Origin of the sequence: Mycolicibacterium iranicum (genome assembly GCF_002101705.1) — a bacterium.
GTDB lineage: Bacteria > Actinomycetota > Actinomycetes > Mycobacteriales > Mycobacteriaceae > Mycobacterium > Mycobacterium iranicum.
In genome coordinates, this window is the sequence record NZ_LQPC01000076.1 from 128795 (window position 1) to 143188 (window position 14394).

15 protein-coding genes and 1 pseudogene are annotated in these 14394 nt (G+C 65.2%); 7 read left to right on the forward strand and 9 right to left on the reverse strand.

Going from position 1 to position 14394, the window contains the following annotated elements:
- Positions 1-35 precede the first annotated feature (35 nt).
- From AWC12_RS29800 to AWC12_RS29815, 4 genes are all read right to left on the reverse strand, one after another.
- Positions 36-800 (reverse strand): acyl-[acyl-carrier-protein] thioesterase, encoded by a 765-nt coding sequence (locus AWC12_RS29800; RefSeq protein WP_024448377.1) that lies wholly within the window; start codon positions 798-800, stop codon positions 36-38.
- A gap of 6 nt (positions 801-806) precedes the next feature.
- The gene (locus AWC12_RS29805) at positions 807-1406 is read right to left on the reverse strand and encodes a class I SAM-dependent methyltransferase (RefSeq protein WP_024448378.1); all 600 of its coding nucleotides are present in this window, start codon (positions 1404-1406) and stop codon (positions 807-809) included.
- A 7-nt stretch (positions 1407-1413) separates the two neighbouring features.
- Positions 1414-2157: a dienelactone hydrolase family protein gene (locus AWC12_RS29810; protein ID WP_085178424.1), complete on the reverse strand. Its 744-nt coding sequence runs from the start codon at positions 2155-2157 to the stop codon at positions 1414-1416.
- 122 nt (positions 2158-2279) lie between these two features.
- Positions 2280-2690 (reverse strand): hypothetical protein, encoded by a 411-nt coding sequence (locus tag AWC12_RS29815; protein WP_024448380.1) that lies wholly within the window; start codon positions 2688-2690, stop codon positions 2280-2282.
- Between the two features lie 71 nt (positions 2691-2761).
- Between AWC12_RS29815 and AWC12_RS29820 the strand changes: the two genes are divergently transcribed.
- Both AWC12_RS29820 and AWC12_RS29825 read left to right on the forward strand, forming a co-directional pair.
- Positions 2762-3526: a TetR/AcrR family transcriptional regulator gene (locus AWC12_RS29820; protein ID WP_085178426.1), complete on the forward strand. Its 765-nt coding sequence runs from the start codon at positions 2762-2764 to the stop codon at positions 3524-3526.
- Between the two features lie 61 nt (positions 3527-3587).
- On the forward strand, positions 3588-4445 hold the full coding sequence (locus AWC12_RS29825; RefSeq protein WP_085178428.1) for an alpha/beta fold hydrolase: 858 nt from the start codon (positions 3588-3590) through the stop codon (positions 4443-4445).
- Positions 4446-4454: 9 nt separating this feature from the next.
- Here the strand turns inward: AWC12_RS29825 and AWC12_RS29830 are convergent, their stop codons facing one another.
- Genes AWC12_RS29830 through AWC12_RS29835 form a run of 3 tightly spaced genes read right to left on the reverse strand, consistent with a single transcriptional unit; the run spans position 4455 to position 7758 of the window.
- Positions 4455-5825: a glycosyltransferase family 2 protein gene (locus AWC12_RS29830; RefSeq protein WP_165762873.1), complete on the reverse strand. Its 1371-nt coding sequence runs from the start codon at positions 5823-5825 to the stop codon at positions 4455-4457.
- Positions 5822-6811, reverse strand: a complete 990-nt coding sequence (locus tag AWC12_RS31285) for a glycosyltransferase family protein (protein ID WP_165762874.1) — start codon at positions 6809-6811, stop codon at positions 5822-5824. Before AWC12_RS31285 ends, AWC12_RS29830 begins: the two co-directional genes overlap by 4 nt.
- Positions 6808-7758 carry a WcbI family polysaccharide biosynthesis putative acetyltransferase gene (locus AWC12_RS29835; protein ID WP_234814206.1) on the reverse strand — a complete coding sequence of 317 codons (951 nt, stop codon included), beginning with the start codon at positions 7756-7758 and terminating at the stop codon, positions 6808-6810. The genes AWC12_RS31285 and AWC12_RS29835 overlap by 4 nt, the downstream gene beginning before the upstream one ends.
- A 104-nt stretch (positions 7759-7862) precedes the next feature.
- On the opposite strand from AWC12_RS29835, the gene AWC12_RS29840 reads away from it, so the two are divergent.
- Complete coding sequence (locus AWC12_RS29840; protein ID WP_110808785.1) at positions 7863-8927, forward strand: glycosyltransferase family protein; 1065 nt, start codon at positions 7863-7865, stop codon at positions 8925-8927.
- A 36-nt stretch (positions 8928-8963) separates the two neighbouring features.
- Entirely contained in the window at positions 8964-9575 is a 612-nt protein-coding gene (locus tag AWC12_RS29845; RefSeq protein WP_234814207.1) for a class I SAM-dependent methyltransferase, read from the forward strand.
- Positions 9576-9720: 145 nt separating this feature from the next.
- Here the strand turns inward: AWC12_RS29845 and AWC12_RS29850 are convergent, their stop codons facing one another.
- Complete coding sequence (locus AWC12_RS29850; RefSeq protein WP_234814208.1) at positions 9721-10305, reverse strand: TetR/AcrR family transcriptional regulator; 585 nt, start codon at positions 10303-10305, stop codon at positions 9721-9723.
- Between the two features lie 162 nt (positions 10306-10467).
- On the opposite strand from AWC12_RS29850, the gene AWC12_RS29855 reads away from it, so the two are divergent.
- The 3 genes from AWC12_RS29855 to AWC12_RS29865 all read left to right on the forward strand — a co-directional run bounded on the left by AWC12_RS29855 (position 10468) and on the right by AWC12_RS29865 (position 13577).
- Complete coding sequence (locus AWC12_RS29855; RefSeq protein WP_085178433.1) at positions 10468-11679, forward strand: cytochrome P450; 1212 nt, start codon at positions 10468-10470, stop codon at positions 11677-11679.
- 97 nt (positions 11680-11776) lie between these two features.
- Positions 11777-12697, forward strand: coding sequence for an SDR family NAD(P)-dependent oxidoreductase (locus AWC12_RS29860; RefSeq protein WP_024448389.1), 921 nt, complete (start codon positions 11777-11779; stop codon positions 12695-12697).
- Positions 12687-13577, forward strand: coding sequence for an alpha/beta hydrolase (locus AWC12_RS29865; protein WP_234814210.1), 891 nt, complete (start codon positions 12687-12689; stop codon positions 13575-13577). The genes AWC12_RS29860 and AWC12_RS29865 overlap by 11 nt, the downstream gene beginning before the upstream one ends.
- Positions 13578-13726: 149 nt before the next feature.
- Here AWC12_RS29865 and AWC12_RS29870 read toward each other — a convergent pair.
- A pseudogene (locus AWC12_RS29870) lies at positions 13727-14117 on the reverse strand (helix-turn-helix domain-containing protein); the annotation flags it as partial.
- Positions 14118-14394 lie beyond the last annotated feature (277 nt).

Consider the following 14394-nt stretch of genomic DNA (forward strand, 5'->3'; position numbering starts at 1 on the left):
CGCGACAAGGCGCGGTCTCACTCAGCGAGACTTGCTCAGAGCTTCGTCAGCAGAGCCGCCGCGCGGATCTCGTCGCCGACCGTGAAGGCGATGTCCACAGCGGGGGCGTCCGCACCTTCTCGACGCAGCCAGCCGAGGGTCACGTCCTCGCCGTACTTGATCGGTTTGCGGTACTCGATCACGGCCCGGTAGGGCGGCGTGCACACCTCGGGCACCAGCGCCATGACCTCGTGGATCGCGTGCCAGTATGCCGTATTGGTGACATGCGCGAAGAGGTCGATGTCGGTGCGGCGCAGTGCGAACGGGACCTCTTCGTCGGTGACGTCCGGGTTCTGCAGCCAGGGACGCCATTTGAGGCGGTGTTCGTCGGTTGTCGTCGAGAACCGGGCGATGAGGGAATCGGTTGCGCGTTGCGGCGTCAGGGTTTTCGCGTTGATCGCGATCCAGAACCCCTCGGTCTCGATGCGTCCGCCATCGCTTCCGACAAGGTCGACGCGCATGGTGCACCAGCGTGTCGACAGCGCCGAACACCATCTGCTGAACGAAACCTCGTTGGGGAATTCGATCGGTTCGATCACGTCGATCACGGTGCGCTGGACCAGCCAGTGCGGGTGGTCTTCGGCCTCGCCGGCATCAACGAGGTTCTCGGCGCCGACCTCCTGGATGTACCGGGCCACGCCGTCGAGGCGAAGGTTCAGGTCGCTGCCGATGTCGCCCGTGGCGACGCGCCACGCGGTGCGGTAGACGTAGCCGGATTCCGGCAGCGCGGCCAGGCGACGGTTCGCGTCCTCGGTAGCCATCGACGGTCAGCCTACGGTTTGGCGCCACCGAAGCAGGTACCGGTAGTACAGCGCGCGCCGCACCGTCGCTCCGGGGATCACGTCGTCGGCGACGGCGCGGATCTCCGCCAGACTTTCCCGAGGGTCCCTCATCACCAATCCGACATCGGGTGTCTCTCGATGAAGCCGTGAGGCGACGCGGACCGCAGGCAAGCTGAGGCCCGCCCAAATCCAATCCAGCACAGTCTTGTTCGCGCTGAGTCCGACGACCGCGATCTCACCCGAGGGTGTCAACAGGTCGCGCGCTCTGCTCAGCGTCGCGCGAAGGTCCATGTGGTGGATCGTCGCGACGAACGTGATCAGGTCGAAGCGGACGTCGCCGGGGTCGTAGGCGTCGAAGGGTTGCTCGACGATCGTGACGTTCCTCCGGTCCGAGAGCCGCTCCCGCGCCCGCCGCACCGCCTCCGGGTCTGAGTCGATACCGACAATCGACCGTGACAGCGGTGCCAGGCGTTGGGCCAGCAGCCCGTCACCGCATCCGACGTCGAGGACGGTGCCGTGGTGCTCCTCGGCGATGTCCGCCAGCCAGGGATGGTAGGCGGTGTTGTGGTTCCAGTAATCGGCCATGCCCGCCTCATCCGGCGCCGGCGAAGCATTCGGCGAGGAAGTGGCTTGCCGACGTCCATGCTCTTGCGGAGGCGGACGCGCTGAAGAGCACACCTCGCGACGGGTCGTTGGCGAAGGGTGCCATGAACGCGTGCATCGTGTCGCCGTAGGCGTGAAGCTGCCAGTCGACGCCCCTGCCTGAGAACTCCGCGCCCAGTGCGACGACGTCTTCGGGCGGAGCGAACGGGTCGTCCCAGCCGTGGAACACGATGACCTTCGCGGTGACGTCGCGCCGCGCCTCGGCATCCGGGGAAGGTTTGAGAAGGCCGTGGAAGCTGGCGACCCCGACGAGCGGATGGCCGTGCCGAGCCAGGTCGAGCACGCAGAGTCCGCCGAAGCAGAAGCCGATGGCCGCCATGCGCTGTGCGTCAACCTGTGGCGCTGCGGCCATCGTTTCAAGCACTGTGCCGAGCCGCTTGGCCAGCGCGACGCGATCCTCGACGAAGCCCGCCATCGCCGCGCCGGTGGCTTCCATGCCGCCGCGGCTGACGTCCTCACCGAACAGATCGACAGCGATGGCCTGGTAGCCCTGCTCGACGAGGCGCGCCGCGAACTGCAGTTGCGCGTCGCTGCGCCCCTCCATGCCGTGGAAGACCAACACAGTCGGCGCAGACTCTGCCTCGTCGTCGCGGTCATCGTCGTCGTAGAGCAGGACAGAGTCGAAGAAGCTGCCGTCGATGTCGTGCCGCAGGGAGGTGGTGTGCACAGTCACCGCGCTGACGTTTCCAGCTGCCCGGGTCTCGCGCGAGGGAGTTCGCTGCCCGCGGAACCCGGGGCGTGGGCGTCGTTGGTCACCGCGGTGATGACCAACGACGCCGGAATCTCACCACGCAGCTAGAACTCGCCCCAGCCGCCCTGCACCATCGTCTGGAACTTCCAGCCACGGTCGGTCTTGACCAGCAGGTCCCCGTAGCGCACCTGCTGGCTGTGCTCACCTGCGGTGATGGTTGCATCGGTGATCACGAACACCAGGTTCTCGTTGATGAAATGCGGCGTGCGCACCGACTCCATCGAGACGTCGCCGACGTCTCCGAGTTGTTCGGTCATCTGAGCGATGAAGGTGTCACGGTCGCATGACGCCGCGTAACCGTCGGTCACCTCGTTGAGCGGGAACATCGCTTGGTCGGCCATGGCGTCGATCTCTTTGGCGACAGCCAATGCGTCGTAGCGCGTGAACCACGCCAGAACGTCGTCGACGTCGGTGGGGGACGGAACGAAGCCGCCAAGGGCAGGCAGGTAAGCCATGAAATCTCCTCACATATCTACGTACACCGTACACCGTACAACGTACGCGAAAAACAGGCTACGATCGCCAGGTGGACAGAAGTAGTGCTGGAGACCCGGCGCGCACTCTGGCGCTGTTGTGGAGGGCACCCGACGACGTTCGTGCGGTACGCGGACCGAAGCAGCGCACGTCGGTCGATGCCGTGGTCGCCGCGGCGATCGACATCGCCGATGCCGACGGGCTACCGGCCCTGACCATCCGTGCGGTCGCAAAAAAACTGGGCATCGCCCCCATGGCGACGTACACCTACGTGCCGGGCAAGGCCGAGCTCCTCGACCTGATCCTGGATTCGGTGTACCTGCACATGCCGCGTACCGACATCTCTCGAATGCAATGGCGAGAAAGGGTTTCCACCATCGCGGCGGAGAACCGATCGATGCTCGCTGAGCATCCGTGGGTGGTGCAGCTGGCCACCACCCGTCCGCCGCTGGGGCCCGGAACCTGTGCGAAGTACGAGCACGAACTGCAAGCCTTCGACGGCCTCGGGCTCAGCGACCTCGAGATGGATTCGGCTCTGACGTATGTGCTTGGCTTCGTCACAGCGGTGGCCCGTATCGCGATCGACACCCGCGATGCCCAGGTCGACAGCGGGATCACCGACCAAACCTGGTGGGCACGTGCGGAACCCTTGCTGGCCAAGGTTTTCGACACAGAGAAATTCCCTTTGGCAGCACGGGTGGGCGCCGCAGCGGGGCAGGTGTACGACGGTGCCTACAGCGCGGATCACGCGTACGAGTTCGGGCTCGCGCGTGTGCTCGACGGGCTCGCGACCGTGATCGACCACACACCCGCATGAAGGGGCCCCGCGGGCTTGGGTACATCACCACAAACACGCCGAGGAGAGGACCTGTCCTTCCATGACTGTGATCGCCGCCCACCGAGGGCCGTTGCGCACCACCAACCTGCACGTCGATGACACCGGCGGCGACGGCCGCCCGGTCGTGCTGATCCATGGCTGGCCCCTGAACGCCGATTCGTGGGCTCCTCAGGTCGGCGCACTGCGCGATGCCGGATACCGCGTGGTCACCTACGACCGCCGTGGATTCGGACGAAGCGACAAGCCGCTGATCGGCTACACCTACGAGAGCCTCTCTGACGACCTGTCCGCGGTGCTGGAGGAACTCGATCTGCGGGACGTGACCCTGGTCGGATTCTCGATGGGCGGTGGAGAAGTTGCCAGTTATTGCGCACGAAAGGGCACCGAACGCATCAGGAGTGCGGTGTTCGCGGCGTCGGTGACGCCGTTCATGCAGTATCGCCAGGACAATCCCGAGGGTCCGCTGGGCAAGGTTGAGGCGGCCAAGATGGCGGCGGCGCTGACCGCGAACCAGGACTCTTTCTACGAGCAGATGATGACTGATGTCTTCTCCGTCGACGGTCGGCTCGCGATCACCGAGGAGCAGCGGCGGTGGGCGCTGGCGATGTGTGGCGAAGCGAGCAAAGCTGCCGCACTTGCCTGTATGGCGGCCTTCGGTGGAACAGACTTCCGCGAGGATCTGCCCAAGGTGACGGTGCCGAGCTTGGTCATCCACGGTGACAGCGATGCGACGGTGCCGTTCGAGGGTTCCGGTCGGCGCACGCACGAAGCGCTGCCTGACAGTCGACTTCATGTGATTGCCGGTGGACCTCATGGCATTCCGGTCAGTCACCCCGACGAGTTCAACGACGTTCTGCTGACCTTTCTGGCCGAAGATTTCACCACGCGCGCAACCTGATTGAGCCTCTCACCACGCCAGAGGCGCATCGGCTGAGACGACATCCACGTCAAACTCGTGGCCGCGATAGACGTACGTCTCGCCGATGCGGCTGCTTTCGCTGTCGTTTCGGAATCGAACCGGTCCGCGGCTCCATCGCTGCGCCCGATGCGTCGCCCACGACGTGCGGCAGAGCAGTGCCGCCTCGTCGTGGTGAATTTCGACGGCCGCGACCCCGGGCGCTGATGCGGCCGTGACGATCTCGGCGACGGCGTCGCGCGGCAAGACCGGCCGACCCGTCAGCGTTATCACCACCCGGCAGCGACGCCGAACGGCATCGGGCACGGGGCCGATCCGGATCCGTGGATCGTCGGTGCGCAGTGCGCGCAGGAGGCTTTCGGCACCCGCGCCAGAAACGAACACGCCGACGTCCTGGTAGAGGAAACAGGCCGCGGTGCGGACGAGCGAGCCCGGACCATGTTCTGCGGCATCGATTTCGACCGCGACTTCCGGAATGTCGTAACGAAGTCCGTGGACCCTCGCCTCAGGATCGGGAACCAGCCGCGACACGGCGAGTGCTTCGGCGTTCTTGGCCGCAGTGCGATGGGCGACGTCACGTTCTGCCCAGTCGGCTCCGTTGTGCCAGGCGACGGCATCGCGCGCATGGTGCAAGACGGCGCCACACGCCAGCGCGCGATGCGCGAACTCCCAGTCCTCTCCGCCGTACTTGTCGAACGACTCGTCGAATCCGCCGCAGTAATCGAATAATTCGCGACTGCAACACATCACCGAACTGATCACGTACCGATAGGAACGGTAATCGATGTCGAGCAGGTTGTTGGTCCGTTCGTAGGCGTCGCTGAGCCAGCCTGGCTCGTCGAGAATGTGGGGAGCGTGATGTCCGGACCACCATTGCGGCAACTGCGCGGCGGTCCAGCCGCTCAGGTCGGCGTGACGCCGTCGTCCGACCACCAGCGCGTCGGGCAGCAGCGAGGGCAGCCGTACGAGGGCGCTGATGTAGTGCGGCTCTGGCACGGTGTCGGCATCGAGGAAGCACAGGACTTCGGCATCGGTGTGGCGGACGCCGAGGTTACGGGCCGCCGCTGCACGAAAACCCTTGTCCTGCTGGCTGACCACCGAACAGCGCAGTGCCGCGGCCGAGACGTCGGGCGGTTGCGGCGAGCCGTCGTCGCAGACGACGACGTCGATGAGTTCGTGCGGATAATCCTGACCGCCGAGTGCGGCCAGCACGAGGTCGAGCTCGGCTTGCTGGTCGTAGAAGGGCACCACGACCGCCGCCGAGGCCGGCCTCGGTGGGGGCTGTCCGTCGAGCAGGTCCCAACGGTTGCCTGGGACGGCGTACCGGCCATCGGTCAAGGGCAGTGCATCCCCCGGTGTCATCGGTGGCATTCCGCGAAGAAGGTCCAGTAGTGGCGCGCGACATCCGCCAGGGCCGGGCTCAGCACCGTGCCGGTCGTGAGCCAGGTCGATTCCGTTGTGGCCAAGGCGTATTCGATTGCAGATCGCAGACCCGCCGCGGTGTCTGGGTACAGCATCAGAGAACCCGGGTTGCGCTCCTCGAACTCCAATGTGTAGCGGTGTTCCGGTGCCAACGGACGCCTGCCGGCCGACAACCATGAGTTGATCGAACCTGACGCTGAGATATGCCTGTGGGCCACGACAGGGACGGCGACACGCTGCAGCATTGCCGGCACCTGCGAGTCAGCGATGTAGCCCGTGACACGGAACGTGACGCCTTTGCGTTGAGCAGAATGCTGCAGATCGACCGCCACATCGTCATGCCCGAGGGAGGTTTCGCCGATCGCCAGCATCTCGACACCTGCAGGGAGCGCAGCAAGCACCTCGGCGTGGCCCTTGCCCGGATAGATGTAACCGAACACGCCCACAGTCCGGCCGGAGTGGCGGGTGGCGGGAGCGCATGCCCGCGGACCGATCGGCAGCGGGATCACCGTGAGGCGCGATGGCTTTATGCCGCAGTCATCCAACAGTTCGCGCTCATGATGGCTGCTGACGACGACTCCCTGGCAAGCTGCCGACACGGCGGCGTATGCCGCGGTCCTGCGCGCGAAATTTTTGCCGTCGGACGGTTGAGGTACGTCGTGAAACGTCACGGTCGCCTTCCCCCGGGCGGTGGCTGCGAGTGATGCGACTCTCTCGGCGGCGAACTCCGGACTGTCCCCGAACAGACGATCGGTGAATTGGAGGTGGATGGCGTCGGCGCGCAGTGGCGTCGACAAGATGCCGTGATGCGCCGTCCACTGTCTGCGTACATCGAAGCCGTCGGTGCGCATGCGCTGATGGAGTTCCCAGCCGAATCGGACGACGCCGTGCGGGCGCGGCCCGACGAGGAGATGGGTGACGGTCACGACGCGGTCGAGACTGCGAGAAGCCCGAGGATGTCCATCATCTCGGCATGTCTGGTGATCGCGAGCTCGACGTATTCGGGGTTGGCCGCATACCAATTCAGCTGTGCTGCATGCACTTTGTCTACGGACAGCGGAGTGCCATGGTGCATCCAGTGGCTGCGGGGCGCGGTATCGATAGCCAGGGCGGTGAGTACGCGTGATTCCAGGGGTGCGTGGACGGAGTCCAGGAGGGTGCGGCTGATCGTGGGCACGGGTAGACGCAGGCCCGCGGCATTCAGGATTCGGCCTCCGAGGGCTTCGAGCACCGGGTTACCGGGATGATTGATGGTGTGTGCGGCCCGGGCTCCGCACTGTTCGAGGAGATCCGAGATGCCTACGTCGCAGTCCCGCTGCTCGCGCCGCGCGAGTTCTGCGCGACTGGCCCCTGCGGCGGCGCGCAATTGTTCAACCGTCACGTCGACATCCCACGCCGCGGTCGGGGACAGTCCGGCCCGAGCGGCAGCCACCGTCCGCAGGTCGTGATAGGGGACCACAGGCGGGACCACCGAGCGATCGGCGGGGTGCCGGACGATGGCCTGGAACGGGTACAAGCCCGCGTACCGGATCACCGGCCATCGAAGGCACGTCGCGGACGGTGAAAGCCGTTCTGCCAATTCGGAAGTGCCGAGTGGGAGATCCCGGTAACCGACACGGATGGGTTGACTGACCAGCATGGCGGACGTCGCGAGCAGCGCGTCGAGATATGGCAGATCGCTGGGGCCGATCTCGTGTACCGGCGGAATGCGCACAGTGCGGTACGGCCGATCTGGCACGGCCTCGAGTACCTGTCTGAGTGCTTCGGCCTGACAATTCCCGACAACGAGCCATAGCGGGCGGTCATCGGGCGGCGCGGCGCCCTCGCCGTAAAAGGCGCCGTAGTGCATCCGGCGTCCGGTGTCGGTGTTCACTCAGCGAGGTTACGTGCACACTGACGGGGGTAAAGTCCGGTTACGCATTCGTCGAGACAACGGCGGCCCATTTTTCTGCCCGGGGTGCCGTCTGACGGAGGTTGATGTTGATTCGAGTGGCGTCGGTGCCTGCCGCCCATCCGTTCGTCGGCGCCACGACCGATGCCGCGGTCGTCTCGCTTCTCCCTGACCCGGTTCCTCCAGGGGCGACGCTGGCCGGTCAGTGGTGGCCACCGCGTTGGCTCGACCCCGGTTATCTGCGTGCGCACGTCCTCGAAATCGATGTCCTGCATGTTCATTTCGGATTCGAAGCGGTCACCCTCGACGATCTGCGTGCGGTCCTCGTGGTGCTGCGCGAACACCGTGTGCCACTCGTGATCACTGTGCACGACCTGGCCAATCCGCATGTGGCAGATCAGTCCTCCCACCAGGCCCGACTCGATCTATTGCTGCGCGAGGCGAGCGCGGTGATCACGTTGACCCGGGGCGCGGCACACGCCATCGCGCAACGGTGGGAAGTGGAGCCGATGGTGCTACCTCATCCGCACCTGCTGCCCGCCGAGTATGTGGGTGCCCCGAGGACGGCGAGGGCGGTCCCGGTGGTCGGGGTGCACGGAAAGTTCTTGCGAGCGAACGTCGATCCGTGGCCGATCATGGATGCGCTCGTCGCTGCCGAATGGACGGTCGATGTCGCACTGCGTTTGGACCTCGACGAGAAGGCCCTCCTGGCGCGCCGCCCAGGGCAGGCGCTGCCGGATCGATTGGCGGCCTACGGTGCAGCGGGGGTCGACGTGCGAGTGCACCCGCCCTTCTCCGACACCGAACTCGTCGACTACCTCGGCCAGATCGACGTGATGGTGCTGCCGTACCGGTTCGGCACCCACTCCGGTTGGGTGGAGGCGTGCTTCGATGCCGGCGTGCTCCCGGTGGTTCCGAACTGCGGGTTCTTCAGCGAACAGCACGCTTCGGGCGTTTTCGGGTTCGGTCCCGCCGAGTTCGACCCGGCCGGTCTTTTGCACGCCGTCGAGGGTGCAGTGGTCGAGGTGCGCGCCACTCGCGGGGTTGGGGATCGTGCTCGCCGGCATGGGCGGGTCCGCGAGCGGGAAGTCGTGCGGGGTCATGTCGTCGACGTCTACCGGCGTGCGCTGGCAGCACGGACCGCGGCGTGACCGGGGCGAGGATGCAAACAGGAAGGTGTGTCGGCAGTGAATGACGCGATGACGGGATTCGACCGCCCGGTGCAGACCTGGCGGGACATTCCCGGTTGGTTTCAGTGGCGGGAAGGGCAGGAAGAAGCCGCTGAGTTCTTCACTGACGGGGACCGGTTCGTCGAGGTGGGTTGCTACCTGGGCCGCAGCATATGTTCGCTGGCCGAGGTGATGGGCGCGCGCGGGCTCGACGTCGAGATCATCGGAGTCGATTGGGCGCGGGGAAGCGGACCCGAGGGCCCGGCTGAGGTCAACGCCCACGGGCCCGCCGTCGAGTTCGGTGGGGGCACGATGGCGGGACTGCTGCATCGCAATCTGATCGCCTGCGATGCCGCCGACGCTGTCCATCTCCTGATCGATGATTCAGTGTCGGCGGCGAGGCTCTTTCCCGATGAGTCCCTGGCGTGGGTGCACCTCGACGCGCGCCACGACTACGACAGTGTGCGGGCGGACATCGAGGCCTGGCGTCCGAAGGTGCGGTCCGGCGGGTGGCTGTCCGGCGACGACTACGACAGCTGGAATTGGCCGGGCGTGGTGCAGGCTGTCGCCGACAGTCTCGACGGCGCCGCGCCGTGGTGCACCGCGCAATGGCGATGGGTCAAACCGTAGGCAGCGCCCCCGGCAGGAATTGTCTCATCGCGGGATTCCAGGTCATCGACAGCGATCAGGACCGCGGCAGGCCGAGCGAGCTGACCTACTGCGGCAGCACCCTTTCGACCTGTTGATCGACCGCGAAGGTGCTCGGCTGATGGTGTTAGACGGAGCCGTCGGCGCGTGCGTCGTAGGGCGGTCCGAGGAATCGCCGCACCATGTGTTCCTCGGTATCGGCATCCGCGGGCGGCCAGCAGCACAGTGCAAGAAATGTGCGGATCAGCCACTGTGAAGCAACGGGATCGGGCGTAGTGAGTCCGACCATTTCGTCGGCGAGGCGGGTGACGACAGTCGACTTTGTAAGCCACTCTTCGCAGGGGAGGCTGGTCATTGAGCGCATGATCTTTGCAAGCGGATCGGCTCGCAGCTGTTTCAACGCGATCGTGGTGGCGGTGACGACGCGTTCCGCACCAGTCAGCCCGGCGATGGCTTCGCGAACCGACTCGAGTACGGCGTCGGCTTGCCGACTCATCACGGCGTCGCGGATGGCGGTCTTGCCACCGGCGTGGCGGTAGATGGTTGCAGGTGAGCAGTGGACCTTGGCGGCGAGGGCGTCGATGGTGAAGGCGTCGTATCCGGTTTGGGACATCAGTTCGACGGCCGCGGAGTAGATGCGGTCAGCGGCCACGCTGCGGCGATCGCCCCCAACCAGCCAGTCGCCGGTCGCCGGTGGTCGCCGCGAATCCACAACGATATTTAATCACCGTGAGAACAGATGCGGCGGAATTATCAGTTAACACGCTGGTGGGGCGCGTGGTCTGAGAGCGGCGTGGTCCCGACCCCGTCGACAGCGTTTTCACATTGTCCCAAGCTCATTGACGCAGGTGCTGGCACCGTCCACGCTGGCCCCATGACCCTCTTGGCGGACGCCACCGACTTCTTCGGCACAGAAGCCTTGCAGGACCCGTACCCGCTGTATGACCGGATGCGCGATCAGGCGCCGGTGCAACGCATCGGTGACTCCACGTTCTACGCGGTCTGCAGCTGGGACGCCGTGATGGAAGCCGTCAACCGTGTCGAAGACTTTTCATCCAATCTGACCGCGACGATGGTGTACCGCGACGGCACCGTCACACCGTTCGACATGGGGCCGTTGGGCGGTCCGCAGCATGCCCTGGCTACCGCAGACGACCCACTGCACGATGCACACCGCAAGCTGCTGGTGCCGCACCTGGCCGCCAAGCGAATACGTGTCATCGAGGAGTTCGCCGAAGCGACGGCTAGAGAACTGTGGACGCAAGGCTTGATCGACGGCCGCATCGAGTGGATGAGCGCCATGGCGAATCGGCTCCCGATGATGGTCGTGGCCGACCTGTTGGGCTTGCCCCAGGACGACGTCGAGAAGCTGATCCGACTGGGCTATGCCACCACCACTCTGCTGGACGGCGTCGTGAGCCAGACTGAACTCGACGCCGCAGGCGCAGCGGCAATGGAGCTGGCCGGTTACGTCATGGAGCATTTCGCCAAGGCCGGCGAGAACCCCTCGCCAGGGCTGATCGGCGACCTGGCAGCCAGGTATGCATCTGGCGAGGTGGAGCAGATGCCGGCGATGGCGATCATGCTCACGTTGTTCAGTGCGGCGGGCGAATCGACCGCCTCCCTTCTGGGCAGCGCCGCATGGATCCTGGCTACGCACAGCGACATTCAAGAACAACTCCGCGCCCAACCCGAACTGTTGGGTGCGTTCATCGAGGAGGCGCTGCGGTACGAGTCCCCGTTCCGCGGCCACTACCGTCACGTGGTCCGCGACACCACACTGGCAGGAGTCGATCTGCCCGCGGATTCGCGCCTGCTGTTGATGTGGGGAGCGGCCAACCGCGACCCCGGGCACTTCGATAACGCCAACGAGTTTCGCCTCGATCGCAAGGGCGGCAAGGGACACATCACATTCGGCAAGGGCGCCCACTTCTGCGTCGGCGCCGCGCTGGCGCGCTTGGAAGCCCAGATCGTCTTCCGGACACTGCTGGACCAGACCACCTGGATTGAGGCCGCCGACGTCGGCCAATGGTTACCCAGCATTCTGGTCCGTCGACTTGATCGATTGGAACTGGCTGTCAGATGAACGGGTGCGTAGGACGGATGTCTGCCGCCCACGCGGGCTGCTCTGTGCTGCTTGAATTTTCGCGCCATCCTGAATCGCCATCAACGAGGTTGTAAAGGTGTCGAAGGCTGCATGGTCGGAGACGGAGGTTCCGGATCAGTCTGGTCGCGTCGCCGTCGTGACGGGCTCCAACACGGGCCTCGGGTTGGACACCGCACGGGTACTCGCGGAACGCGGCGCGCGGGTGGTGCTGGCGGTGCGCAACCCGGACAAGGGCGAGGCGGCTTGCGAGAAGATTCGTCAATCGGTGCCCGACGCGGACGTGTCAACGCAGCTGCTCGATCTCGGCTCGCTCGAATCGGTGCGCACAGCGTCGGCCGAACTGCGTGCCGCCCATCCGCGGATCGACTTGCTCATCAACAATGCGGCGGTGGCGTTCCCGCCCAAGACGACGACACCTGATGGGTTCGAATTGCAGTTCGGCACCAACCATCTCGGCCACTTTGCACTGACGGGACTGGTGCTCGAGAACATGCTCGGCGTCAAGGGGGCTCGAGTGGTGGTGGTGGCAAGTCTGGACCACAAGCTCGGCGGTGCCATCCATTTCGACGATCTCCAGTGGGAGCGTCGGTACAGCGGTGCGCTGGCCTACGCTCAGTCGAAGCTGGCTAACCTGATGTTTTGCTACACATTTCATCGACGGCTGGTCAAGGCGGGCGCGCCGCTGATGACGGTAACTGCTCACCCCGGCTATTCACACTCCGAACTCTTCCGCAACATGTGGAGACCGGCCCAGGTGATGATGAAGTACACGGACCGTTTCATCGGCCAGGATCCCGCGAGGGGCGCACTGCCACAGCTGTACGCCGCGACGATGCCTGATGTGCAGGGTGGCCAGTACTGGGGACCGGACGGATTCCTGGAGATGGCGGGCTACCCGACACTCGTCCGTTCCAGCAAGAAGTCCTACGACCAACAGGTGCAGGAACGGTTGTGGAGTGTGTCCGAGGAGTTGACCGGTGTCACGTATCCGGTCTGACCACTACCACCCCGACTTGAGAAGTATTGCGCGGGTGCTTCCCCGGTCGCCGTTCAACAAGGTGACGCTGCCGGCGATGCGTAAGCTGACCCGATTGGCGCCGTCGGCGCGCGAGGGTGTTGAGGTCCTGACAATCACACCGAGCGCTGGGATCAGGCTCCACCGGCCCGAGCGTGAGTGCGCCCACGGGGGTGCATTGCTCTGGATCCACGGCGGCGGGTACGTCATCGGAACGGCAGCCCAGGACGACACGCTGTGCCGACGATTCGTTCGGCAGTTGGGCGTACCGGTCGCGTCAGTGGACTACCGGCTTGCTCCGAAAAATCCCTATCCAGCCGCGCTGGAGGACTGCTATTCCGGGCTGACATGGTTGGCGCGGTTGCCTGGCGTGGATCCGGGCCGGATCGCGATCGGCGGAGCCAGTGCGGGTGGCGGTCTTGCAGCTGCGCTGGCACTGCTCGCGCGGGATCGCGGCGAAGTGACACCCTTGTTCCAATTGCTCGTCTATCCCATGGTCGACGATCGCCCATCACGTCGCCCGGGCCTTGAGAGTCCGCACTACCGGTTGTGGAGCGAAAAGAGCGATCGGCTGGGATGGCAGGCCTACCTGAATGGTGCCGATCGCCAGTCTGCTGTACCGGCGCGACGCGACGACCTGTCCGACCTTGCTCCCGCGTGGATCGGGGTGGGAACGGTGGATCCGCTCTACGGCCAGGACGTGGAGTATGCGCACAGGCTGCGCGAGGCTGGTGTGAGCTGTGAGCTCGACGTCGTCGAAGGAGCCTTCCACGGATTCGACATCATCGCCTCCAAAGCGGCAGTGGCACAGAGCTTCTTCGCGCGGCAGTGTGCTGCGCTCCAGGCAGCATTTGGCAGTTGATGTGTCCATGAGGGGAGGGTCGGCGCCGTGTGGTCCACCATCCCCGATGATGGGCGGCCGAAGTCGGACGTGCAGGGACTGCCGGACGATCACGTCGACACCACCCATGGGTGACGTTGCGACTCTTTGTGCCGAAGTGCCATCAGTCAGCGCCCCCACCGACGACGCGTCGATACCCGTGGACGCGGGTCGACCATCTGTGCGCGCACCGATGCCCGATAGGCAGCCGACTCCGAGGGCACCGGCCTCACGCCCCGCTTGTCCAGTTCGAACACCGGCCGCCGCGGCACCCAGTACGGGCGCGAACGCCCTTGCTCCAGCAGCGCGGCCTCCAGCTGCGCGGGCATCTGAGGAAGACACGACGTAGGCCGATGCACCGATCAGCCCCTCCAGGCCCTGGGTCTCATACCGGGCCGACCAGGAGTGCACCGTCTGACGTGACACCCCCAGGGTCGTTGCGACCTGCGAAATCGACGAACCATCGCTGATCGCCGCTAACACAGCCTGATGCCGCTGCTTGACCACCCTCAACTCCCTCATTTAGGGAGGGTCAAGGATGAACCGATGCAACTGTGAAGCATCAGTCGAAACACTGTCGCCCCTCAAGCCAGTCGAAATGGCAAGCAACAACCGACTTAATACAGTCGAGCTGGCGCCCCCGGCAGTGTGCTGGTTCAGGACATCGGCGACAGATGTCTCGCGTCATTGGAGATAGATGTCTCGGGGCATTGGAGACAGTTCGGCTCGGCGTGATGCTCGGGGATGCCGCAACCCACGTCAAAGGCCCGTCTGGTCCTGACCGCGTTGTTCGTCTTCC

What these genes read in the sequence shown, in the direction of transcription:
- AWC12_RS29800 (WP_024448377.1), bottom strand. Translation starts at nt 800, where the DNA reads ATGGCTACCGAGGACGCGAACCGTCGCCTGGCCGCGCTGCCGGAATCC.
- AWC12_RS29805 (WP_024448378.1), bottom strand. Translation starts at nt 1,406, where the DNA reads ATGGCCGATTACTGGAACCACAACACCGCCTACCATCCCTGGCTGGCG.
- AWC12_RS29815 (WP_024448380.1), bottom strand. Translation starts at nt 2,690, where the DNA reads ATGGCTTACCTGCCTGCCCTTGGCGGCTTCGTTCCGTCCCCCACCGAC.
- AWC12_RS29825 (WP_085178428.1), top strand. Translation starts at nt 3,588, where the DNA reads ATGACTGTGATCGCCGCCCACCGAGGGCCGTTGCGCACCACCAACCTG.
- AWC12_RS29830 (WP_165762873.1), bottom strand. Translation starts at nt 5,825, where the DNA reads ATGACACCGGGGGATGCACTGCCCTTGACCGATGGCCGGTACGCCGTC.
- AWC12_RS29840 (WP_110808785.1), top strand. Translation starts at nt 7,863, where the DNA reads ATGTTGATTCGAGTGGCGTCGGTGCCTGCCGCCCATCCGTTCGTCGGC.
- AWC12_RS29855 (WP_085178433.1), top strand. Translation starts at nt 10,468, where the DNA reads ATGACCCTCTTGGCGGACGCCACCGACTTCTTCGGCACAGAAGCCTTG.